The 24,590-nt window shown below is 43.7% G+C and carries 13 protein-coding genes and 2 pseudogenes; 8 read left to right on the top strand and 7 right to left on the bottom strand.

The window, feature by feature from the left end:
* Positions 1 to 77: 77 nt before the first annotated feature.
* Positions 78 to 293 (bottom strand): annotated as a pseudogene (locus QUA56_RS16500) (reverse transcriptase N-terminal domain-containing protein); the annotation flags it as partial.
* Positions 294 to 1,032: 739 nt separating this feature from the next.
* Between QUA56_RS16500 and QUA56_RS16495 the strand changes: the two are divergent.
* From QUA56_RS16495 to QUA56_RS16485, 3 genes and pseudogenes are all read left to right on the top strand, one after another.
* Positions 1,033 to 1,554, top strand: a complete 522-nt coding sequence (locus tag QUA56_RS16495; RefSeq protein ID WP_333359406.1) for a helix-turn-helix domain-containing protein — start codon at positions 1,033 to 1,035, stop codon at positions 1,552 to 1,554.
* A pseudogene (gene tnpC / locus QUA56_RS16490) lies at positions 1,551 to 3,006 on the top strand (IS66 family transposase). The gene QUA56_RS16495 and the pseudogene tnpC overlap by 4 nt, the downstream one beginning before the upstream one ends.
* Positions 3,007 to 3,028: 22 nt before the next feature.
* Positions 3,029 to 3,979, top strand: coding sequence for a transposase (locus QUA56_RS16485; RefSeq protein WP_333359404.1), 951 nt, complete (start codon positions 3,029 to 3,031; stop codon positions 3,977 to 3,979).
* Positions 3,980 to 4,016: 37 nt separating this feature from the next.
* Here QUA56_RS16485 and recG read toward each other — a convergent pair whose 3' ends face one another.
* From recG to QUA56_RS16460, 5 genes are all read right to left on the bottom strand, one after another.
* Complete coding sequence (gene recG / locus QUA56_RS16480) at positions 4,017 to 6,086, bottom strand: ATP-dependent DNA helicase RecG (RefSeq protein ID WP_333359412.1); 2,070 nt, start codon at positions 6,084 to 6,086, stop codon at positions 4,017 to 4,019.
* A 123-nt stretch (positions 6,087 to 6,209) separates the two neighbouring features.
* Entirely contained in the window at positions 6,210 to 7,763 is a 1,554-nt protein-coding gene (locus QUA56_RS16475) for a BRO family protein (protein ID WP_333359402.1), read from the bottom strand.
* A gap of 137 nt (positions 7,764 to 7,900) precedes the next feature.
* Positions 7,901 to 9,610, bottom strand: coding sequence for a relaxase/mobilization nuclease domain-containing protein (locus tag QUA56_RS16470; protein WP_333359400.1), 1,710 nt, complete (start codon positions 9,608 to 9,610; stop codon positions 7,901 to 7,903).
* Between the two features lie 29 nt (positions 9,611 to 9,639).
* Entirely contained in the window at positions 9,640 to 9,963 is a 324-nt protein-coding gene (locus QUA56_RS16465; protein WP_333314128.1) for a plasmid mobilization protein, read from the bottom strand.
* Positions 9,964 to 10,014: 51 nt separating this feature from the next.
* Entirely contained in the window at positions 10,015 to 11,772 is a 1,758-nt protein-coding gene (locus QUA56_RS16460; protein ID WP_333359398.1) for a hypothetical protein, read from the bottom strand.
* Positions 11,773 to 12,160: 388 nt separating this feature from the next.
* Between QUA56_RS16460 and QUA56_RS16455 the strand changes: the two genes are divergently transcribed.
* From QUA56_RS16455 to QUA56_RS16445, 3 genes are all read left to right on the top strand, one after another.
* Positions 12,161 to 12,343 (top strand): hypothetical protein, encoded by a 183-nt coding sequence (locus tag QUA56_RS16455; RefSeq protein ID WP_333359396.1) that lies wholly within the window; start codon positions 12,161 to 12,163, stop codon positions 12,341 to 12,343.
* Between the two features lie 741 nt (positions 12,344 to 13,084).
* Positions 13,085 to 14,743: an Hsp70 family protein gene (locus QUA56_RS16450; protein ID WP_333359394.1), complete on the top strand. Its 1,659-nt coding sequence runs from the start codon at positions 13,085 to 13,087 to the stop codon at positions 14,741 to 14,743.
* Positions 14,740 to 16,053 carry a clostripain-related cysteine peptidase gene (locus tag QUA56_RS16445; RefSeq protein WP_333359392.1) on the top strand — a complete coding sequence of 438 codons (1,314 nt, stop codon included), beginning with the start codon at positions 14,740 to 14,742 and terminating at the stop codon, positions 16,051 to 16,053. The genes QUA56_RS16450 and QUA56_RS16445 overlap by 4 nt, the downstream gene beginning before the upstream one ends.
* 67 nt (positions 16,054 to 16,120) lie before the next feature.
* On the opposite strand, the gene QUA56_RS16440 is transcribed toward QUA56_RS16445, so the two are convergent.
* Positions 16,121 to 20,728: an nSTAND1 domain-containing NTPase gene (locus QUA56_RS16440; RefSeq protein WP_333359390.1), complete on the bottom strand. Its 4,608-nt coding sequence runs from the start codon at positions 20,726 to 20,728 to the stop codon at positions 16,121 to 16,123.
* Positions 20,729 to 20,786: 58 nt separating this feature from the next.
* Here QUA56_RS16440 and QUA56_RS16435 point away from each other — a divergent pair, with 58 nt between their 5' ends.
* The gene (locus QUA56_RS16435; RefSeq protein WP_333359389.1) at positions 20,787 to 22,952 is read left to right on the top strand and encodes a CHAT domain-containing protein; all 2,166 of its coding nucleotides are present in this window, start codon (positions 20,787 to 20,789) and stop codon (positions 22,950 to 22,952) included.
* A 1-nt stretch (position 22,953) separates the two neighbouring features.
* Positions 22,954 to 24,588 carry a hypothetical protein gene (locus tag QUA56_RS16430; RefSeq protein ID WP_333359386.1) on the top strand — a complete coding sequence of 545 codons (1,635 nt, stop codon included), beginning with the start codon at positions 22,954 to 22,956 and terminating at the stop codon, positions 24,586 to 24,588.
* The last annotated feature ends 2 nt before the right edge of the window (positions 24,589 to 24,590 follow it).

The raw sequence follows: 24,590 nt of genomic DNA, 5'->3' as shown, positions 1-24,590 counted from the left end.
GAGAGAGAGTTCTCCGGGAGAGGCGGCTCTCCAGTTATTCAGCGCAGATGCGCCTAATGTACGACTTCACGTCGCACGCCAGTATTATCTTGTGTCACCCTACGTACCGCAATACATTTTGCAGACCAAGACCTAATCAGGGTCTTCTGAAGTTTGCGAACTGCTTTAACATCACCACGTTCACTCGCTTGGAATATTCGCTTTTGCAATTTAAAAGTCACCCGTTCTAGCTTTCGCCAGTTGATGTCTTTCCACTCCACCGTCTGATTGTTCAGCGTTTTAGATATATTCATTGCTACTTGTTCTATTCCGTTAGAATTACCGTGTATCTGTCAGCATATCCACACCATTACAGTGAGGCATTCGCTTTTGATACAATCCTTCTCTCTTAAACCATTCGTTAGCTACTTTACTGAATATCGACCTATTCAGAGATTTAAGAGAGTTACTTCGTTCCGATTACACATTTGTTTTGAGTCTTTAGCTGTGATGCTATCCACCGGGTTTATTGGGCGGTGCTTATAAGTCGGTTCTAAAATCGCTTATGCCCTATCCTTGCCTTTTGGCTTGGTGTTAATCAGTCTTTACCGTATTTTTCATCGGTTTTATCCTTGATTAAGCCATTACACCATTTCTCATCACGATGGTTCAAACACATCTTCACTTTCGTTACGCATGGACTCTTGCTCAACAGTTACCGGGTTTGGCTCCTAGTAGTTCTGCCTTTTAACCCCGCTTTAGCCTATTGGTTGCTACTCATTAAACTAGGGGTTATGCTTTCACTCCTGCACTTGGAGGGTAGGACTTACCGCACGGCGATTCACCTACAAATGTAACCAGTTGTCACTAACTGTTTTAGCAGTTAGGCTAGCCGTCCCATAAGCCTTTCGGCTTATTTTAGGTTAAACGAATCGCACTTAGACCTGAGATGAAAGCGGCACGGGCGGTTAAAACCGCCGTGAATCTTTCTTAATTCTTAATATTTGAAAAGTACAAAAGGTATTAAAATATAAACTAAGGAGGTGAGTAAAATTGTTAACAAACTATGTTTATAAGCTACGCCCTAATCAAACAGAATCATCAAAAATGTCGGCTTGGATAGATATGCTGCGAAGTCAGTATAACTGGAATTTGAACGACAGGATTACCCAGTACAATCAACAATTTATCCAAGGCGATTACTGCTGCATTAAAACCAAGGCGGAAGCCTCGCCATTAACTTGCTTTGTAAGCAAAAGTGGTGCAACTGGAAATCCTTGGAAAGATTCCAAGTTTGATAAAGAAGGTAAAGCTAGAAATCCTCGTCGAAGTGCGGCGGACATTCAGATTACAGCGTTGCCTGAATTAAAAATAGCTAGACCTTGGTATGCCCAAATAGATGCAACAGTTCTGCAACAAAATGTTAAAAGATTGGACACAGCCTACAAAAATTTCTTTGATGGTCGAGGATTCCCCAAGTTTAAAAATCGCAGTAATTTCACATCCTTTACTGTAAGGATTCAGGTGAAAAATAGTTCATTCAGAGCGAAGAAATATGGTAGTGTAGTCAAATGAGCAAAAAATCAGAGTTACTAGCACTGAAAATGGAAAGAGTTGACCAGTTGAGCCGTGAGGAACTGATCAAAATTGTGCTGACTCAACAGAAGCTGATTGAAAAACTACAAGAAGAGGTCGAAAAGCTCAAAGAGAGACAGCCCAGCAATAGTAAAACATCATCGAAACCACCATCGAGCGATCTCATACAGAAATCAGAGACAGCCAAAGTTGATAACTCAAAAGAGTCAGAGTCCCAACCAAAGCGTAAACCAGGAGGACAGCCTGGACATATCGGCAAAACCCGAAAAGGGTTTGGGCGAATAGATAGATATGAAATCAGCACTCCTGAGTCTTGTGAGCATTGTGGTAGCAGAGAATTAAGTGACCTTATTGGTTATAGTAAGCAGCAGGTAGCGTGCTTAGTAGATAGACCAATTGAAGTAGTGGAATATCAACGAGCCAAATGTCAGTGTAATGAATGTGGAGCCATAGTGATTGGACTCGCCTCAGCGGATATAGTGCCAGGACAAGATTTGAGTATCGCTCTACAAGCATTATTGGTATGGCTAGGTAATTATGGGCACATATCCTATTCCAAGCAACAAGAATTTCTTCGAGAATTAGGTGGAATTGAAATTGGCATAGGGACATTACAAGCGACAAATGCGCGGGTAGCCGATTCTATAAAGCCCGCCGTTGAAGACTTATGGAAATGGGCACCGTTACAAGCTAATGTCCATGTGGATGAAACTCCGTGGTGTGTCAAGGGAGTCAAAGAATGGTTATGGACAGCGACAGGTAAAAATTTTTGTCTATTCCATGCGGCAGATACTCGTAGTCGAGCCGAATTAGAAACAATGCTGGGTTCGGAGTTTGCTGGAGTGTTGAGTTCTGATGATTTTAGCGTATACAACGGTGTGCTGGTTGGAGCACAGCAGAAATGTTTAGCCCATCTACGGCGACATTTTAAGAAAGTTCTTCTTCTTAGTCACGGTAACAATACTGTCGTCGCCTCTGCGTTCTTAGAATTAATTGATGAGGCATTTCGACAACATCGACTCCGGGCGTGAATACCCTGAAGAACTCGATTATTATACTTGGGCGAGGAACTTTAAGGTCTCTCTGGCAGAATTGTTAAATACTTGGCAAGGTCGTGTTGGTCATGCTGCTGGACTGTTATTGCGCTCGTTGCGTGAGAAAGCAGATCAATGGTGGTATTTTTTAGACCATCCTTCCATTCCTCCTGATAATAATTTGGCAGAACGTTCTTTGCGACTAGCTGTGACTAAACGTAAGGTATCTGGCGGTTCCCGGTCAATGTCTCGGTTTGAACAAACTGCTGATTTGTTATCTGTGATTCAGACTTGTCGGTTTCAAGGTAAAAGCGCAATGACTTTTTTCCGTGATGCTATATCTGCCCATTCTTGTGACTTATTTATGCCTTCTCTTATTCCCCAATCAAAGACCTGAATCCTTACCCTTTACTTATGCGATGGGGGTAAAAATTAAGGGTAATAAAATTTATCTACCAAAACTGGGATGGATGCGGTTTTATAACTCTCGCTCAATCCCAGATGGGTTTACCATCAAGGCTTGCACGGTTAGAAAACGTCAAAATAGTTGGTATGTTTCTGTCAGAATTGAAAATACATCTGTTCCTGATTACAGCCCCAAAAGTCTTGGTAGTAATCCCAAGGTAATAGGTTGTGATTTAGGAATTACTAAGTTGGTTCATCTTTCCGATGGCTACCAAATTGAAAATCCTAAGTTTTTAACCAACAAAAAAGCTAAACGCACTTTGAAGATTAGACAAAGACGGGTGAGCTGTAAAGTTAAAGGTAGTAAGAAGCGAAAGAAAGCTGCCATCAGAGTTGGACGTTTTTATCAGAAAGTTAGTGATAAGCGTCAAGCATATCAGTGGAAAACTGCCAATAAGATCGTGTCTCGCAATGTTGATGTAATTGCTATAGAGGACTTAAACATCTCTGGCATGATGCGTCGGTGCCAGGCAAAAAGTGATGGAAAAACCGGGATATTCCTCAAGAATGGGCAATCAAGAAAGAAGGGATTGAATCGTGCTATCTCTGATGCTAGTTGGGGTGATTTGGGATTGAAGATTGAGTATCTGGCTGCGAAGCAAGGAAAAATCGTAATTAAAGTTAATCCCAAGCACTCCAGCCAAGAAGGCAGAAGTTGTGGGTACATTGATAAATCCAACAGAGATGGAGAAAAGTTCATTTGTGTTGAATGTGGCTATCACGAACACGTTGATATCGGCGCTGCCAAAACCATCAGAGATAGAGCTTTGAAAATAGTACGTGGGGACTCCGCGAAACTTGGTGTAACGAACCTAAACGCCCAAAAGATATCACCACGCTCGTCGAGCAAACGTGGTGAGTTTGGGAACCCTAGCAATAGGGATATTAAGAACGCAATTTCTTAAGAATCTCAGTCGCTTCAGCGCTGAGAGTGTCAATAACCTATTGTCGCCGGAACAATTCTTTCGAGAGTTCAGGCCACCGTTTCAAAGTAGGGTCTTTTTGGGTAACTAATTGTGCTGCTTTCCTAGCTTGTTCTAGTATGGCTTGGTCGTTGACTAAATCCAAAGTAGCAAATTTAGGAAGACCGGTTTGTTGAGTACCCAGAATTTGACCAGGGCCTCGCAATCTCAAATCCATTTCAGCTAGGAAAAAGCCGTCTTGCGAAGTCTCCATCACCGTGAGTCGCTCTCTGGAATTGCTAGACTTGGAATCACTCACCAGTAAGCAGTAAGATTGTGCAGTATCTCGTCCTACTCGACCTCTGAGTTGATGCAATTGTGACAGACCAAATCGTTCCGCGTGTTCAATTAAGATGACGGTGGCGTTGGGGACATCAACTCCTACTTCAACGACGGTGGTGGATACTAGAATTTGAGTGTGATTGGTGTTAAAATTGGCGATCGCTGTTTCTTTCTCTGCTGAACTCATGCGGCCGTGCAGTAGCCCGATATTAACATCAGGAAAGACATTGTTACTCAATTGTCGGTGTTCTTCAATAACTGCTTTGAGGTCAAGCTTTTGAGATTCTTCGACAAGAGGGAGAATGATGTAAGCTTGATGGCCGAGTTGGAGTTGTTGCCGAATGATTTGATATGCTTGACGGCGAGTTCTACTTGTAAATAGCTGGGTTTGAATTGGGTGTCTTCCCGGTGGTAGTTCATTGAGCAAGCTGATGTCTAAATCGCCGTGTAGTGTCAGTGCTAAAGTTCTGGGAATGGGTGTAGCTGTCATTGTCAGGATGTGAGGACTAACGCCTTTTTGCTGCAATTTGAGCCGCTGTTGAACTCCAAATCGGTGCTGTTCATCGATTGCAACCATTCCCAGTTTCTTAAAGTTCACAGTGTCTTGAATCAGTGCATGAGTACCAATTAGTAAGGAAATTTGCCCTAATTCTAATTGCCTCAGTTGGTATTGGCGTTGTTGAGTCCGAGTGGAACCAGTGAGTAGGGCGACTTCTACCCCCAATGGTTCTAACCACTGGCTAATTTTGCGGTAGTGCTGCTGGGCTAAAACTTCTGTTGGTGCCATGAGTGCTGCTTGATAGCCGGATTCAACTGCAGCCAGCATAGCAACTGCGGCTACTACAGTTTTGCCAGCACCCACATCCCCTTGCAGCAGGCGATTCATGGGTACAGGGCGTTTCATGTCTGTTAAAATCTCAAGAATGGCTCGTTCCTGCGCTTTGGTGAGGGCAAAAGGTAAGGTTTTGTAGAAATTGCCTAGCAATTCGAGCGTTGCAGCCAAGGGGCATCCCGGCTGTTGCTGCAAGGCATATCGGCGCTGCAACAGTCCTAGTTGCAAGTAGAAAAATTCGTCAAAGGCTAAGCGCCGCATCGCACTTTCTAACGCCTCATTGTCAGGGGGGAAGTGGATGTACGCGATCGCTTCCTTCAAATGGGTAAGTTGTAAGCGATCCCGAAGTTTTTTGGGTAGCGGATCGGTAATTTCACCAACGCAGTTAATTGCTATGCGGGTACATTTTCCGATTGTTTCTGACGCGATGCCTTTGCATTGTTTGTAGATAGGTACAATGGAAGTTGCGCTGGCTTTGGCATCACTCAGACTTAATACTTGAACAGTAGGATTGTTGATGTTTTTGCCATAGCTGTCTTCTTTAATGAGGCCAGTCACTACTACAATTGCACCAGAGGTATAAAGTTCGATTTGCTCGGAACGCCATGCAAGGGATTGGTAATAGCTATGGTGGTAGAATTGAGTGCAGGTGATTCGACCCGTTTTATCGCGGATCATCCACTTTTGTAAGGTGAGTTTGGGGTTGTTTCGGCAGTTGAAGATGCTGTGACTGACAATTTTACCTGCAATTGTTACATAACTTCCCGCCACTGCTTCAGTAATGCGAGTGCGTTTATAGGTGAGATGCTTTGTGGGAAAATAGTAGAGTAATTCGGTAATGGTGCGAATTCCAATTTGGCTCAGTTTTTTAACTTCAGTGGGACTAAGACCGGGAAGGTGTTTTAGGGTGAGAGCTAGGTTCATTTCCTGATGGATTGAGTGAGCTCTACTAAGCCGCTTTCAGCGGCTCCCTCACCGACATGGACAGCGGTTTTTACAATTACCCTCAATATCTCATAGGCTATTTAAGAGAGAGAAAACGTGGGTTGTTTCTTGAACTCAATGGTTAAAAGAAAATTTGGTTCGCTCGATTGATCGTCTCAATTTGTAGCTTTCTGCTTGATATTGTTTGATTTCATGCTTTGCTGTCTCTAAAGATTGTTCTAGTTCAGATAATTCAGAATTGTCGTGAGAGCGATCGGTACTATAGTAGCCTGTTTTGCGAATAGCTGGTAGCACTTCGTGGAAAACCCACCTTTTAAACCGCTTTGCTATTGGCTTGCGAGATTTTAAGAGCAGTCTGTACATTCCAGGTTCGGTAACAGTTAGCATTGGCTGTAACCGTTGTTTTCCAGTGATTTCGGTGATGTGCATAGTATGCACGCCTCTCTCATCTTCATCAAAATCCCGCATTGAGGATCTGGCTTCAGCAATCCCTAAGACATCGCAAACATCTTGAGCTATCCATGAAGGGGTATCGGGCGTTCCTACCATCCGCACTTGTTTTCCTTCAAAGTTGAATTGCTGCCATTCATGAAAGTTCTGAGTTTGGCTTGTTTGTTGAACTGGAAGAGATTCAGGTTTGTCAATGGCTGATAATGTGACTATTTCTGAATAGCTAGATTGGGGATTTAATGCGTTCTTTATTTCGGTTTCAAGAGTTGCCTTAAAAGTATCGTTAGCTAATTCCATGAGTCGTTCTAAACCATTTTCTCCTAAAGCTTCCATTAGTTCGATAGCTGGAAGCTGACCGTTAATAGCTTGAACCTTCCAGTAAAGGTAAGCCATGTCTAAAGGAACAGGTTTTATGCGATTGTTTCGTTCAGCTTCTAGGCGGAAATTGATTAAAAGATATTTAGGAGGCGGACAACAGAGTTTTTTGATAATAATGAATTCTGGTAAGGTTGAGTGCCAAAGTTTAAATCGTCGGAGGCAATATTCTATGTCGGCTCCCGCAGGTGATTTGTCGATGGTCTTGAAAACTTCTTTTTGAGAAAGGCAGTAGATGTTATGGAACTTGAAGATTTCTATCTCAAAGTTGTTGAACTTGAGTAATTTACCACAAGGAATTTCCTCCGTATAGTCTATATTTGTGAAAGCCACTGGTTGCTGTGTTTTAATTTTGGTTTCCGTTTGCGAGTGTGTTGGCGCGATATTTTCTGGCTTCAATGGCGGATTACTTTGGTAGGAAATAGGAGGTTGTGATTGCTCAGAACTACTGAAAACACTATCAACAATTTGTTTAAACTGTTCAAGACCATTTTCTCCGAGTGTTTCAATTAGGGCTTTAGCTTGGGGTCGGGTTTGGGCTTGAAGCTGCCAATATAAATAGACCATTTCGAGAGGGATGGGATGAATGGTACGGATTTGATCGAGTTTGCCGTTGGGGGCTTGCTTTTTAACTTTGAGGGAGCTATTCCAAGGTGATTTCCACAGTTGCGCTCGTTCGAGTTGGTATCTTAAAGTAGAGTTATCTTGTTTACCAATAGCTCGTTCTGCTTGAGTCTGAGATAGGCAATATTCGTCTTCTAGTTTGAGGATTTCGATTAAAGATTCGCCAATTTGGAGGAAGCGGTAGGGGGTAATGATTGGTAAAATTTCTGATGGTTTCATGGTAAGATTTTGCAGCGTAAAGTGGAATAATGGTTGGTAACTTTCGACGATCGTAAAATATTAAAGGGGATTTTGCCTACGGCTAATAGAGTGAATCTTAACAGTAAAATCGGAGCGCTCCAATTGGGGGGATAAGTTCAGTCGAGTTCAATTTGTTTGCGGCTAGGCGGTTGTCGCTGTAGCTGGTTGGATAAACTTTTTTGTGGTTGGGGTACTTTGTATGGCAATTGCTCCTGCAATTCTTGGCGCAAAGTTTGAAAGTTTTTCACATCTTCTGGTGTAACGGAGCAAGCTGGTAAGTGATAGGTTCCGTCGTCTTCAAAACTGGCTCGAAGAATCTCGCCTCTACCGTCAGAAACGGTTATGGCAAGTTCTAGCTCTTGGCGATTCCAGGAGATGCGATACTGGTTCCAATCTATTGATGGTGCTGGTGTTTTAGTAGTAAGTAGTGTGTGCTCTAATGCTGCTCCTGCAATGGGAACGATCTCTTCAGCTATGATGCGGTTTTGTAGGTTTTCTTGTTGAGTTTCCCAAATTTGCTGTTGCGGTGTTTGTTGCTGTTGTAGTTGTTGCTGCTTATCCGACAACTGCTGGTCAACGGCCTGAAAGTGTTCTACATCCTCTTGAGTTAGCAGGTTGTGCCAAACTTTTAGTCCTTTTTTGGAGTAATTAAAACCTAGTACCTGTGTATGATGCGGTACGGGTTCAAGAGTATCTACACGCTGAACTACAACATCGCAACTTTCGGGAAGCCGATCGATTTGATAGCGTTTGTTGTTACTTTCAAGACTATCTGCTTGATAAGAATCAAGGAGAGTGAGTACAATTGGGGCAATTTCATTTCCCCACAACTGGTGGCGTTCCTGTTGTTCTTGCTTCTGCTGTTTCTGAGACATTTGTTCTTGCTTAGGTCGTGCTTGGCGATTGGTGCGAGTTTGCTCCCAACGCTTTTTAAAAGCTTCTCTAATAATGGGCTGTTCTTGGGTATCCGCTGATATTTCTAGGGGCGATGGAAGCGATTGAGTAGTGATTGATTTGTTGCCGAGTTCTAAATCTAGGATTATCCCCCGGTAAGCCAGCCCTGCCAGAGTACAAGCTCCTTTGCCCCTTCCTAATTTGCTTCCTTTGATTGCTACCCCATCTGCTAAGTAAGATATTCCTAAAATTTGACCGTCTGAATTAACTTTAAGGCGGGGGAAAATGTTTTCGTTCTTCAAGTCAGCAAAAAGCTGGTTCAGATTTTTTCCAGGTTCAATGCTAATCGCAATTGTGGCTTGGATTTTCTCTACAGCACTCGGAGTGGGGGGTGTTTGTCTCAAGCCTTGAGAGAATTCCTCCTTTTCTCTCCTTTTCCTTCGCTCTTGTCCCGTACTAGGTGCAGTGTGTTCTACGTACCTACTACATTTAATTTTTTTGAGGTCGAGTTCTTCCTCTAAGGAGCGGAGTGTTTTCTCTAGGCGGTAAAAGTTGTGCCAGTCTGAAACACAATTACCTTCAACGTCAATGCGGGATGCGGCAAGGTGTAGGTGAAAGTGTTTGCGATCGCCGTGAGTGGCGGCAAAGTAGAGGCAGGAATCAAGACCTATCCCTTTGCGTGTCGCGTCCACGACTGTTAACAGGGTGTTGCTGGAAAGTTTGGGAGTATCTTCAATGGCAAAACTAATGCTTGTATGGCAAACGGGATATGAAACGTTAGGATTTAGCAGAGTGGTTGCTTCTAACTGCTGCCAGAATTCCTGCGGTGTTGACCCAGCTAGATTTGTGCAAAGTAGTTGGGATTTTTCTTTGCTTAAGATGTAATTAGTCAAACCTGCAAAGTCAGAACCTTTCGTAATTTTGCCAATCATGGTTTGTGCGTTCGTTTTCGGTTCTTGAGTTAATCTGTGGTGTCAGTTGAGAGTAATTGCAAGCGAATTTTGTCAATTGTTTTAACAATACTGTCGATTTGACTAGCATTTTGATAGTCAATCTGGTCTAAGTTCTGGCTGATTTGTAAGAGGTTTTGGGTGATTTCTCCTAGTAATAAGTGAACTTGAAAGTTGATGCGTGTAATGGTCTTGATGTGACATCCTGCCATGCGCTTCCTGATGAGTTCTGCAATAGTTAATCGGGCGGATATCGCCATAGATGTCCAGGTTTCTTTTTCTTGAGGCGTTAGCCGTAGTAAGTAAGTTTCTGTTCGGTGGAGTTGGCGTGGCATGGTTTAACTGTGTCCTCCTCAGTTATAAGTTGGAGCTGCTTTTGATCCGCTTCAATGGATCGATCCGTTTGGGTGTGTTTGTGGCAAAGTGCGATCGCTTTCTGATTTGATGCTACTTGGACCGTTGGATTGACCATTGGAGCTAAAATATTCTGGGGTTGTTCTTTCAAGTCGGTTGAGTTGCTGTAGCAAGTAATTAATTGCTTTGCAGAAGGTTGATTCTAGTTCAGAGTGTTTGTTAACCTCAACAATAGAGCTATAGTTCTCTAGCTGCTTCCGTAAATTTTGCTGTTGTTCTTGTTCTGATAGTTTGACTATAAAGGCTTGGTTTGCAACTTGAGTTAGCAATTCAAGGCAAATTTCTGTGACTAGGGTTTTGGCAAGCGGATTGCCAAGTTCGTACTGTCGTAACCAGTACAAGCTGACTATTTCTAAAGGCACTGCTCTGATTGATTCCTTTGAGCCGGGTGCTGTTATTTTAACAACTTTTGCTAACCCACAACGCTCACTGAGTAAGGATTTAATTATCTTTGATTCTACAAAATTGTTCAGAGACTGAGCCTCTTTTTCCATTGGCGTGGCAGCACTACTGAGGCTGGCATAGTAATCTCCTGAAGAAATCTGGAACAGTTCTAAATTAAATCCTGCAAATTCGACTATTTTCCTCAATGCTTTGTAGTCAGTTGAGGCTAAAATATCTTCGCTGCTGGTATCCTTACTATTCTCTGGATACAGGGATGTTTGGAGTTGCACTGTGTCGGGCATTTTAGAAGCGATTGCACTTATATCAGCAAGTAAGATCGGATTAGGTGTCAACTCTTGTTCTAAGGTTGTCAATGTTCGGTACAATTGCTCTTGGTGGGGCGAAATATAACTGAAATTTTGGAAAAGTACCTCAAGTACCGCCAACTTTTTTTGGACAAACCAACAAGCATCTGCGAGTGGTTGTAGGGCAGATGTGAAAGAGTTCTGCCAAAGTTCAATAAAGCTTTCTAGCTGTTCAGAGTAGGAGTCGGGAGCGATCTGGGTAAAAGTTGCTAGCACTAGGGAGAAAACTTCTGCTTTAATCCAAACTTTGCCGTCTCGATCGGTAGTAAACAGTTCTGGATATTCTTCGAGCGGATTGAAGAGGGATTCTAGTGACAAATTTTTGGCATTTGTATAGCCTCCTGCTGCCAGTTTACCTCTGAATTCCCAAGTTTGGCAACTGAATTTATTGAATCCTGATTTGAAGTTGCTCCAATTTTCTCCCAAACTTACTGTGCCATTTTCTAGCATGAACTCAAGGCCGTCAGGGTTGAGTGGTGTTACGATAGTGCCTTCCGGGATATCTTTTAAAATCCATTTTTTGTCGGCAAAAACACTTAGGTTGATAGTTGGGTCGTTCCAAAGATTCAGTGCTTGTTCGAGAGTTGCTTGAGTTTCGGGGTTAACCCATTTTGCTAGGTCGAGACCTAGTTTCCAATGTACCCAAGCTATACTTTTTTCTAAATAGCTATGAATAGGATAAATGTGAATTAAGCTTGGATAGGCTGTAGCTAGCACGAGAGAGGGAGGGGTATCAAGTGGGACTGAAGCTGGTTCAATTTGCAGAGATTGAGCCACTTCTAAAGTTAATGTGGCTGTGCTTTTTCTTTTGAGCCAATGAGTTATTTTTTGCTCAACAGGGAGCATTAAGTTACTGACAAATGCGTCTTTTAGTCTGATTTCAATGGTATTCCTAAATTGGGAGTTCTTAAACAAATCATAGTAGCGAACAGGCAATAGGAAAGAACTCGGATATTTGAGAAAATCAAAATTTGATTCCATGCTGTTTACACGGGTTATAAGTGTTGGTTAACTATATGGTATTTGTTGGGTTTATTATTTGACTTCACCACAACTGGCAGTTTTTATTAGCTAACTTGGATCGCTCCTTTTGGAGGGTTCACCTTAAGGCTGAGTTTGATCTATGGCAATGCCTTCGGTTGGCTCCGCGATCGCGAATCGGCAGTTGCTTCAAAACCGTTTTCTTTGATCGCTTGGTTTAGAGCGCTGTCTCGCTCGCTTCTTAATTCTCGTTATTTCTTGAGGGAGCGCGATCGCTTGTTTGCACGTTGCAGATTTTTCTGGAAAGTGGCATGGGAAACACGGGTTAGCGCGATTTCGTTATAGTTCAGTATCAAAACAGCAAGCTCATAAATAATAGAGCTGCTGTTTGCAAAAACCTGTAGTCATTGGCGATCGCTTCAGTTGGTGCGATCGCTCGCGATTGGCATTGATTATCGGTCAATTTGACCTAATTGTTTTCCCTATTCGCTCCCCCGCATTTGCGGGTAATCATTGGCGATCGCACCAACTGAAGCGAGCGCAGGAATTGGAATCAAAGCTTACCCGATAGTAGTTCTAGCAGCAACTATAGCTGAACTTGCATGAACAAACAGGCTCAACCCAACCACTAAGAGTCAATATTCAGGTTATCCGTTGGAATACTGCATCGAAAAGTATTTGTTGAGCCGGCTAATTCTGCTAAAACTGCGAGGGCGATCGTTCGTCTAATTGAATTTTTGTTCAATACTGAGCGTGTTGTGGCTCTACCATACAAACGCTCCTCTTTATTTGAGAAGTTTTTTATATTTTGGTATAAATATATCTCTGAACATTGCTATTGCTATCAGTGAGCTTTGCTTTTTGTGCAAGCTTCCTATCTGCATAAGTTTGAGTTCTCATGCGGTTTTTGTTGCTAACAAGCCCCCAAATTCAGCTAACAATTAAGCTGAGCTTGCACAAGTTTACTCGCACATTCTCATAAAAAACAGCAAAAAACAGCTAAAAACTCACGAAAAATCAGTCTCAAAAAGTTAATTTTGAGGTTTTTTCCTGTCCCGGTACACTTAATATCAATTTAACAATTTAACAGCAAACTCTACACTCCTAATTCCATGAATTGTAGCAGAGGCTCAAAAGTGGTAGCATTTATAGCAAGCTGTATTTTCACAATTGAGCAAGCAAAACTAATTGAAAAGCTGTTAAGACTGCCTAAAAATTAGCGGCCTCGTTATTAGCCATTCAGCTATTGCATATTAATGTATCGGAACAATAGCGGTAGCGTTTTTATAGCAAGAATTGCAGTTCAGTTTGTTTGGCTTTATTGAATAAGGATGAGGAGATTGAAGAGAATGCTTTGGTGCTGGAGTTGGAGACTTACAAGTTTTTGCTGCGGCAGGGGCAATTTCTCTGTCAGCCGTTGGTTTTTCTCAATACCTGTCAGTCGGCTGGGGGGGCGGATGAGTCGCAAGTTACCTACAGCATTGAAGAAGTTCAGCAGAGCAAAGTCGCTGTCCGAGTCGGGGAGCAACTCCTCACCCCACCCCAGATTTCCGCTCAAGTTCTGCGTAAGCTCAAGGAAGATGCCGAGGCAGCCTTGGGTAAGACAATCTCCCAAGCCGTCATCACTGTCCCTGCTTATTTCAGCGAATCCCAGCGTCAGGCAACCAAGGAAGCGGGAGAACTGGCGGGTTTGCGGGTTCCCCGGATTATTAACGAGCCAACTGCTGCTGCTTTGGCATTTGGCTTGGGTGCCCAACCGCAAACAGTAGCCGTGTACGACTTAGGTGGCGGCACGTTCGATATCTCGATTCTGCGGATTGAACGGGGTTTGTTTCGCGTCAAGGCGACGAGTGGCGATACTCACTTAGGGGGCGATGATTTCGATTTGGCAATTGTGGGCTGGATGAAGGCAGCATTCCAGCAGCAGCATGGTGTAGACTTATCCCTTGCACAAGACAATAGTTTGCGATCGCTCCTCCGCACAACAGCAGAAACCGCCAAGATTGAACTCACCCAAGTCACAGAATACGTCATTCGTACCCCGAACTTCTTCACGATGGATAATCGAGCTTTGGGGCTGGAAGCGACTCTCACCCGCATAGAGCTAGAAACGCTGGTGCAGCCTTTAATCGATCGCACCTTAGCTATCTGCGATGCCACCCTGGAAAAGGCAGGTCTGAAGCCAACAGACATTGACCAAGTTTTGCTAGTTGGCGGGCAAACCCGACTCCCAGCAGTCAAGGCAGCATTGCGCGATCGCTACGGTTGGACAATCAATGACTCCGTTAACCCAGATGAGGCAGTTGCTAGGGGGGCGGCGGTTCTGGGGGCAAGGCTGTGCGGCTATCTCAAGGAAGAAGTGAAACTGTGGGATGTTACGCCTTTGTCCTTGGGAATTGAGTTAGCCAATGGCAAGATGGATGCCATCATTCGTGCCAACGAACAGATTCCAGTGACCAAATGGCGCAAAGGACCGCAAGCGTTTACCACCCAGCGTGACGGACAAGAGAGCATCCGCTTCCGCATCTATCAAGGTGAGCGACCGATCGCGGCGGATAATGAATTTGTCGGCGAAGTCGTTCTCAACTTAGCCACTGCTCGTCCTGCTGGGGAGGTTCGGGTTAACTGCATGTTTAAGGTTGACCACGATGGCATCCTCCACGTTTTAGCAGAAGATGGCAGCACCGAGGGCGAACCTGTGGAGAAGACGTTCGATCGCTTTTACCGCCTAACTCCGCAAGAAGTAGAACAGAAGCTTAAAGAAGCGGAGGTGCATCGAGATGAAGACACTATCACCAGTCGTCTGTTCCAGTTAGAGGAGGAACTCACCCGACTGCGGCGTGTCATCAACAAAGAAAAGACATCTGACACTCTGCTGCTGGAAAGCCTGGACAACCTGGAATTGAGCATCCAAGATCGGAATGTCACCCAAGCAGAGGAACTGCTTGCCGAGCTGAAGAGCAAACTATGACCCAAACGAATCGCCGCTGGACTTGGATGGTTTACATGGCGGGGGACAACGGTAAGGTTTTCGAGCAACTTAAGGGAAAACAACGGCTGATGGCTCCGATGGAGGAGCAAGGCTATCAAGATATTCAGGAAATGGAGGCAGTTGGCTCCACCGATGAGGTAGCCATCCTGGTACAGTTTGATACCCTCAGCGATCGCGAACACACCTATCGCATCTATATCCGTCCTCAGAGCGAAGAACGAGTTATCGAAAACATCCCCGAACAGAACACGGGCGATCCTCGCTCGTTACGGGATTTCATCGTTTGGGGAATCGAGAATTACCCAGCACAACACTACGCCCTCATCCTCTGGAATCACGGCACGGGTTGGAAAGAAAATGATATTTATGCCTTTGCGCGAAATCGTGGCGTTGAGCTCAAGGCAAGTGACGATGAGGTGCGCTCCCTCAGTCGCAATACCCGCTTGTCTTCTGCCTTTTTCCTCTCCTCAATCGTGGAAGTGGTGCAACTAGAGGATGGGGAGTCTCGTGCGATCGCATTTGATGATTCATCACTAGACTTCCTCGACAATGCTAAACTTCAGCAGGCGTTTCGGGAAGCCCAGGAGCAGACGGGGCAAAAGGTGAGCTTGATTGGCATGGATGCCTGTCTGATGAGCATGGTGGAAGTCGCGTACCAGTTGCGGGCAAATGCCAATTACATGGTGGGTTCCCAAGAGGTAGAACCCCTGTCGGGTTGGCCCTATACAGCGATTTTGGGCAGTTTAACGAGCGATTCGAGGATGACACCTGAAGCGCTGGCAACGTTAATCGTGCAGGAGTACGGGCGCTACTATGAGGAAGATTCACGGGGAAGTTTACCTCAGATTACCCAATCAGCGACTAATTTGACAGTGGTTGAGAAACTGGCAGAGGCGGTGGGTCGATTAGCTTCAGTTTTACGCCAATTGTTGGTTGAAAAAGATTTTGATGTTGAGAATGCACTATCCTACGCTAAGCGTAAGGTAGTACGTTTTAAAGATATGGACTGTGTGGATTTGTATGATTTTTTGAAGATTGTACGGGATGAGTATACTGGCGAGAGTACTCAATTAACTACTGTTTTAGATGAAGTAATTGATTTAATGACTCTTGAGATTGAGCCTAAGTTAGTTGTGGCAAATGTAACTTTAGGACTTAGATTCTCTCGTGTTAAAGGGCTGTCGATTTACTCGCCGTTTAAAGGGTATTCCCAGTTTTATGACAGGTCAGACTTTGCTAACTGTAGCTGGGGAAAGTTTATTCGATATTTAAATAATGTTGAAGGCTAATGATTAGCTCAAGCTAATAAAAATAAAGAAATAAGCTTGTAAGAACCGAAACTGCAAAAAAGGGATTTTAAGGTAAATTCGCGCAGGTCTTGTGGTAAGGTTCATCACCCATATATTGATGCCATTCCTCTTGAGTCAAATTGCGATTCAAACGGGTACAAGCTTCATCAATCAAATCTTCTGACCACCAAAGCCATTTTTGTAAAATTCCTGTTGTTACGGGGTTATACACACCACCAGCAGTAATTAAATATTTACCATTAGGGCTGAAGGTAACAGCTTGTGAGTTAATAGAGTTAATGCGTGCAGCTTCTTGGCGACTATTGATATCCCAAAATCGTACAATTTTTTCTCCATCGGTAGTAGCAATAAATTTTTCATCTGGGCTAAAGCTAATATTTAAAATACCAGTTTCACTGTTCATGCGTGAAACTTCTTTGCCACTAGGCAACTCCCAAATCTGTATAGTACCATTTGTGCTACTCTTCGCTCCATTAGCCATGAATTGTCCACCACCAATAGCTAAATACCTGCTATTCGGGCTGAAAGCGATAGAGTTTAATGAACCCTTTTTATATTTTAAAAAGCTAACTTCTTTACGGGTAGTGATATCCCAAATCCTTCCAGTACCGTTATCACTTACCGCAGCCAGGTACTTCCCGTTGGGACTAAAGACAAGTTGAACATAATTTTTGTCGGGCATGAGGACAAATTCTTGACCTGTGGATATTTCTAAAAGCTTGATATTTTGACGATTTGCTGTAGCTAAAAAATCTGCATTTGGACTTAAAGCGGTTCCTAGAACATTTATACCTTTTTTAACAAAAACTTCATAACTATTGGACAATTGTAAAACTTTTACATTCTGCTTATCTACTATTAATAGGTACTTTCCATCTACGCTAAATGTAATAGCCAATATACTATGATGCTGAGAAATATGGTTTACTTGATCACCACTGCTTAGTTCCCAAATGCCTACAGTTTTGTTATCAATTAAGGCTGCCAAATATCGTCCATCTGAGCTGAGGGCAATCGGTTCTTGTCTAATATTTTTGACCTGTGTAATTTCTCGATTGTTATTTATATCCCAGACCCGTAAAGTAACGCTACCACCTATAGATTGTTCGCTTTGCGTAACCAAATATTTTCTATCCAGTGTAGAGAAAACTTGATACACAGGTTCTTCAGGTTGCATACGGGCAACTTCAGTACTGCTAATTAGTTCCCAAACCTTGACTGTAGTACTTTCAACCTTTGGCGTGCCATCCGGATTTGATCGCTGGTCATTATAACTTACACTTTTTGTAGCTAAGTATTTACTATTTGGACTAAAGGAAACGGTATCTATTTCTACTTCACCTTCATGGATCATACGGGCAACTTCTTTCCCGCTAGTCGTTTCGTATACTCTTGCTGTGTTACCAACACTAACAGTGGCTACATACTTGCCATTTGGACTGAAGACAACGTTCCATACCCGCCCGTCATGTTTCATTTGTGCAACTTCTTTGCCGCTGATTGCTTCCCAAACTCTTGCAGTGTGATCCCTACTTGCTGTGGCAATGTACTTGCCATCTGAGCTGAAGGCAACGGAACTAACGATATGCTCATGAGCCATACGGCTAACTTCTTGACCATTGCTCACTTCCCAAATCCTTGCCACGCCAGAGAGCCTATCTGTAGCTAGAGTTCTCCATTCAGCTGTAGCTAAATATTTCCCATTAGGGCTAAAAGTTATTTTTTCTATTGAAGCACTAACGGAATTATCCTGTTCAAGCATACGGGCTACTTCTTCTCCGCTATTAATCTCCCAAACTTGTACAAGAGTCGTCTTTTTATTAGAAGTAGATTGGTCACTACCTGTAGCTAAATACCTGCCATCTGGACTAAAAGCAATAGAGGCTGCTGATATTTGTTTTTTTTTGATAGCAATTACTTCTCTATTGCTATGGATATCCAATACTTGTATATTTTTTTTCTCAGTTGTTGGTGAATACTTTTCGTTAGGGTTGATAGCTAAGTACCTCGCATTTGGACTGAAAGTCATTGATTTGACATCACCATCTGGAGTCATCTGAGTGAGCTTTCTACCACTTGTTAAATCCCACACCTGTACGGCGTTGTCCCACTTAACTATGGCAATGTATTTCCTATTTTGGCTAAAAGTAGCGGTCTTGAAGCCTTTTGTCTGCTGTATAAGTGCAACTTCTTTGCCATCATGAATATTCATTAAAAGTAAATTATCATTTGCAATGGCTAAGTGCTTGCTATCTGGGCTAAAGACAAAATCATATACCTGCTTCTCCTCATAAGTTACACCAGGGAGCGAGCGAGGCAGCAAATCTAATCCTTGACGTAGAACTTGATTGGCTTCTAAAGAATTAAGTTTTAGAGAATGAAACCGCTTTAGAGATTCAACAGCCAAAAGAATACCACGCGGTAGCAAATTTGCTTGCTCGTTCTGGATTGATACGGCTCTGTCTACTAATTGGCGGGCAAAGGTAGTTTGATTCTTAATTTGAACCTGTTTGCCCTGATACAGAGCAACACTGAAGGCTGCAATCGCTGCCAAAACAAAACCTGTCCTAATTCCAATTCTCCATCGGCAGTGGCTTCTGCTTCTTTGGACAAATTCTTGAGCTAAATTGGACAGAGGTACTTTGTCAGCAAAACGCTGAAGATAATCCTCAGCAGCAGCTAGCCTTATCCCTTGCAATAGATACGCTTCCTCTCCCCGCTTTCTGTTGTCTCGCCACTCCTTAGCAGCATCTTCAATATCCTGCTTAGTTCGCAGTGCTTCTTGATTTTCCTTCAGCCACTCGCCTAATAAATTCCAATGACGAATTAGCGCTTCGTGGGCGATATTTACTACTGCAACTCGCTTCCCCTCAAGCTCTTGCTCGCTGGTGACAACTAACTTTTCGGTTGCCAAACGTTGCACAAGCTGATTCACTAATACTTCTGATTGTTGTGAGTTGACTAAATCCTGTTGACGAACCTGCTGACGTGTATTTGGAGTTTGCTCATCCTCACCCAAACGAGTCAGTCCCAAAAAAATTCCCTTAGCTGCTTTCTGTTCCTCAATCGAAAGGGATTTATATACTTGATTGGCGTGGTTTTCCAGTGCCTTCTTAACTCCACCAAAGTCAGGGTGGTTATATTCCGATAACGTCAGCCGCTTGAAGCGGTATTTTTCCCACAATTGGGTAAGTGTATACTGCAACAGAGGTAAATCACATGGCGAGTCTGACACATCAGCAATTATCTGGTTGACCAGTTCGCGATCAATTTCCAGTTCCACTTGTTCAGCTGGTTTGGTAATTGCTTCCCTTAACTCCTCCTGACTCATCTGCTTGGCTCTCAGCAAATTCTGGTCAATCTTGGTGGCGAGTCCCGCATAGTCCTGTTGAGCACACTTGTGTTGGAAATCATCTCGCATCACCAACACCAGGCAGAGTTTATTCCCTAACTGCTCCACCACACTTATCAAGCACTTAAAAAACTGCTGCCGTTCCGCATCATCCCGACACTGGGTAAAAACTTCCTCAAACTGATCTACTACCAACACCACACGCTCAGCTGCAGCCGCTTTGATAATCGCCTTTAACTGATTCGCGCTTACCCCCACGACCTGCTCTATCATTTTTAGAGGATGCTCACTAGGGCTGAACGGCTCATAAATTTTCCAGCGATCGCTTCCTAGTATTACCTCACCCAGTTTGAGCTGATACAATAATCCAGCCCGGACAACTGAAGACTTCCCACTCCCCGAAGCTCCCAACACAGCCAGGAAATTACTCTGACGTACCTTCTCTAATAGCTGGTTGGTCAGCGCTGTACGTCCATAGAAATATTTAGGGTCTTCCTCGTTAAAGTCAAAGTAAGCTAACCCTTTGTAAGGACAGGTACTAGAAATGACTGACTGTTCGCCCGTCAGGATAATTTGACCACCAGAATTCGTGCAGATTGGGTGTTGGGGAGCATCTTTTAGAGCTTGCTTGACAAAATCAACTAAGCTGTAATTTGTTACCCATTTTTCTGCTTGCAGAGTTGGGTCTAACCCTTGTAGCAAAGCGCCGCTGAGAACGCCGTGATTCCCTTCCGCCGCTTCATAAGCAACCTGAAAGTTTCGCGAGGCAACAATAAAACAGCGATCACGCCCCTTCTCATACTCGCCTAAATCTGTCGCTAAAAAATTAAGTAACTCACCGCTGTTACAGCAGTCCAACCAAATAACTTGCTGTCGCACCGGACTTTCATTCAAGAATTGACGCAACCATTGCAGGGATAAACCATATTCCACTTTGCTCGAACCTGCATCGCTCGTTACCAAATAGCCTTCTGTTCCACCTTCCCACGCTCTGCGGAAACCGTGTCCAGCAAAAAAAAGAACCGCTGTTTCAGGAATTCGATGACCCTTGGGCTGGAAGAGTTCAGAAATTGCATCTTGTAGCTCTTTTAGTTTTACTGGCTTCTTTAAATCGACTCGCAACTTGCCATCCTGATTGTTTCCAGGCAGTCTCCGCACCTGGAAGTCCCCGTATTTTTCCAGCAATTGCGCGATCGCCTCCGCATCACTAGCCGGAGTTGTCAGGTGCTTGGCTTTACTGGTCGGTGTATCTTTTAAGAAAGGATACTGATTTATACCAACTACAAGTGCTTCTCGTACCATAAAAACCAAGTTTGCCTGAATTTACCGCTTTATCCCGTTACCGAAACACCTTACCTTGATGAATTCCGCCGTCACCAAGACTTTGCTGGCTCTTCTACTGGCTCTCAGAGAGCTAGAAACCCCTCTCAGCAGCGATGAACAATCAGTTTTGCAAGATGTAGGACAGCAATTAGAGATCGACCCCGATTATTGGGATTTTATAGAAGAACAGCTAATGGCAGTGATTGAAGCCAATTCTGCCTTAAATCACTTATATCAGTATAACAAGGCCAAATTAGATACCTTAGACGGTCAAATTCCTCGCGAATTGTTGCCTAGCTTAGGGGACTTGGAGCGAGAACTGTTTCCAGAGGTGAAAGAAGTTACCACTTTTGACGGTCAGCCCAAGGACTCCACTGCTACTCAGCCTGACGAGGCGATCGCTCTGACCAGCGTTATCCTGAAAACTGAAAACCAAGACCAAACCGCCAAGCAGGTAAGTTTTCTAGAACAAGTCTCAGACTATGTAAAAACTTACCGTTTTTTTAACACCTACTTTTGCGATCCTAAAAATCAAACAACCGTTCCATCTAGCGAACCTCTAATTCACGGGCAGGTTTATATATTATTTATAGACATCAGTCCAGAAAGAAAAGGCATAGATGCAGAGCCAACGCCGTTCCCAGATGAAGCTTTAGCTCAAGTTTGGAATGAGCAAGAAACCCTAACTCTAGATGCGATCGTTACCTCAAAAAATGAAGATTTCAGCATTAATGCACAAGTGAAACAGCTAACCTTACCCCGCAGTGGGGCTTCCGATCGCATCCAATTTACTGTTAAGCCTAATCGATTTGAGGGTCGAGGCTACATTCGAGTGGAGTTGTTCTATCGTGGCTACCTTCTCCAATCTAAGCAGATCGCTGTCCTAGTTGTCCCCACTGCTGGATCTGAAATTCCAGAATCTCTACGCCCACCTCAAACTGCTCGCATTACTTTTACTACTACCAACTTACTTTCCAATGAGCAGTTAGCGCTACTGCCAGAACGAGTTTTGGTGGTAAATGTAGAGCTTGATACACGGGATGGCAGCATTGATTTTCGCTTCCTCGATCGCACTCAAGGAAATCGAGAACTAGCCTTCTACGATACCACCTTGCAGCCTGCGGCACTGGGAAATGCGATCGCAGGAATTCGCCAACAACTCTGCTCAACCTTAGTTGACGGGTATTATGGCTTAGTCGAAGGAAGTTTAGAACAACTCAATACTTGGCTCCCCAAACTAGCAGATGCCGGACGCGAACTTTACCGACAAATCTTACCCCAAAACCAAGGTTTATTAGGAGACGAACAGGGGGAACTCCTGCAAGCTGCTCTCAAACCTGGCACCGTTATTCAAGTCAACCCAGTTTTAGGAAAAGTAACAATTCCGTGGGGGTTGCTGTACGAGCGAAAAGTCAAACCCAGTAAACGGACAAGTGTGTGCGATCGCTTTACCAACCGCGATCTAGATTGTACAAATTGTCCCAATAAAGATAATCCAAATTTTGTTTGTCCGCATGGTTTTTGGGGTTATCGCTACTCCATCGAACAACTGCCCTGTTGGGTTAGTAATAAACACCCTAGTCTTTCAGCATTAGTCCGACAGATTCAAAATGACCTGCCATTATACTTGAGCTTCAATGTCTGGCGGGAGTTTAATTTATGGGAAGAACATCAAAAAAAACTAAAAGCTACTGGCTCATTAGAACTACTAACCTGTGAAGAAATACCGCAGCTAGAAATGACTTGGGAATCGCATGGTAATCAGTTAGATTTAGTCTATTTTTACTGCCACGGTGGAGTAGAAGAAATGCCGAAGCGACCCTATTTAGAGCTAAGCGATGACCGAATTTACAGTAATTTTTTAGAGTGTTACGAATCAACCTGGAAGCACCACCCGCTCGTTTTTCTAAACGGCTGTGCCACGGGAGACTATGGCCCCGAAAGCTATGTCAGTCTGATTGATGATTTTTTGAATGCAGGTGCAAGTGGCGTGGTTGGTACGGAATGTCCTGTATCCGAACCGTTTGCTGAACACTATGCTACGGAAGTATTGAAGCGCCTGTTTGTGGGAGAACCTATGGGACAAGCGATGCTCACCGTGCGCCGGGAATTGTTGCAACGATACTCCAATCCCCTCGGTTTGGTTTACTCTTTATATGCTGCCCATGAAATTGCCTTAGCCTGTCCGGTATCGCGTGCTTAATATGAAACGTTGGATTTTTACTGTTTTATGCCTGTTGATAATCTTCCCTGGATCGGCTTTAGCTCAAAGCACTATTGAAGTAGATGCTAAAGACAACCCTTTGCAGATTAGGGGTTGGTTGAATGAGAAAGATTCCCTTCTGGGTAGCATACGCTTAACCGCTCCGACGGCGGTAGAACAATTGACATTTCTGGCTTCCGATTTGAAGCGCCAAGAAGGGGATGGCGCGATCGCACGCCAGCAAATCCAGTTTATCGGAGAACCCAAACTAAAAGCAGGTATTCCCAAGGATTTTCAGGTAAAGGTTTCTAACGCAGAGTTACCGGGGATTTATCAAGGACAAATTCAAGTGCTACTTCCCGGTCAACAACGAAAAACAATTCCGCTCACCGTATTGGTTAAAGCTAGACCTAATCTGAAGCCATTGTCGGGGAATGAGCAGATACAGCTTAAATTAACCCAATGTAGTTGGTGGCTAGATTGTGGGTTGGCACGTTTACTGCTTCCAGCGAGTGCATTTTTGCAACAGTGGGATTTAGCTTTTGATAACTCAGTAGATGCACCTGTAAAAGTGACTGGTGCTGAAGTGGTGTTGAAAGGAGAACAGACTGGCTATCAGTTAACTAAAACTCAAATTCAACTACCTAATATTCCTCAAAGTTTAGCAGCTGATCAAATTGTTCATTTGCTCTTAACATGGGAGAGATCGCAGATTCCCCCAGACCGCTATATGGGAGCAGTTTACCTGACTTTAGAAGATGCCAATGAGCGTTTAATTCTTCCGGTCAATTTGACGATACGGATTGCTCCCTTGATGCCACTTTTAGTTTTATTTCTCGGCATTGTTCTAGGCAGGTTGGTTAAGTATATGCAAGAAAAGGGGATTCCCCAAACTGAGGCGCTAGGTAAGGTAAAGGAACTAGAGCAGCAAATTGATAAGGCTAATGAGCGTGATCGAGATATTCTCACTTCAATGGTAGGAAAAGCTAAACAGTTAGTACAGCAAATGAAATTGGAAGCAGCAACAGCAGAAGTAGAAAAAATTTCGGCTCGTTTAGACTGTTTAGAAAAGCTACGCACTCTAGAGCAGAAGTTAGAACCATTCAAGACTCATCCCCAAGTTAAAGGAGATACTGGTATTCTCAAAAAGATTAGTGACGTGCGAACAAAAATTGAGTTAGAGCAGGATGAGCAGGCAAAAACATTATTGGAAGAGGTGCAGGCAGATATAGCTAAATTGAAAAGTTCTTCGACGATGATGGGGCCAGGTCAAACACCTGATATCAAAATATCAGAAGTTGTTAAGGGAGTAACGGACGCGGCTGTAGCTGTTAGCAATGCTGTTCAATCTGGAGTTAAAAAATCTGGATTGCAGCGATCGCTCATCTTCCTATCAGGGAGTGAGTTTCGGACAGAAGCAACTTATTGGTTTGCGCGACCGTTGTTTTCTTTGGCATTATTGATTGGGTTTTCAGTGGTGGGAATTCGCGCTCTTTATGTGGAGAAGGGAGCAACGTTCGGTGCCGATCCATTTTCGGATTATTGGGGATTGGTGCTTTGGGGATTGAGTGCAGATATTGCCAGTCGCAGTTTGAGTAATTTGACAGGAGAGGAAAAACAAGGAACAAAGGAGTAAAG

Origin of the sequence: Microcoleus sp. N3A4, assembly GCF_036701805.1 — a bacterium.
GTDB lineage: Bacteria > Cyanobacteriota > Cyanobacteriia > Cyanobacteriales > Microcoleaceae > Microcoleus.
This window is presented reverse-complemented; position numbering and strand designations above follow the sequence as displayed.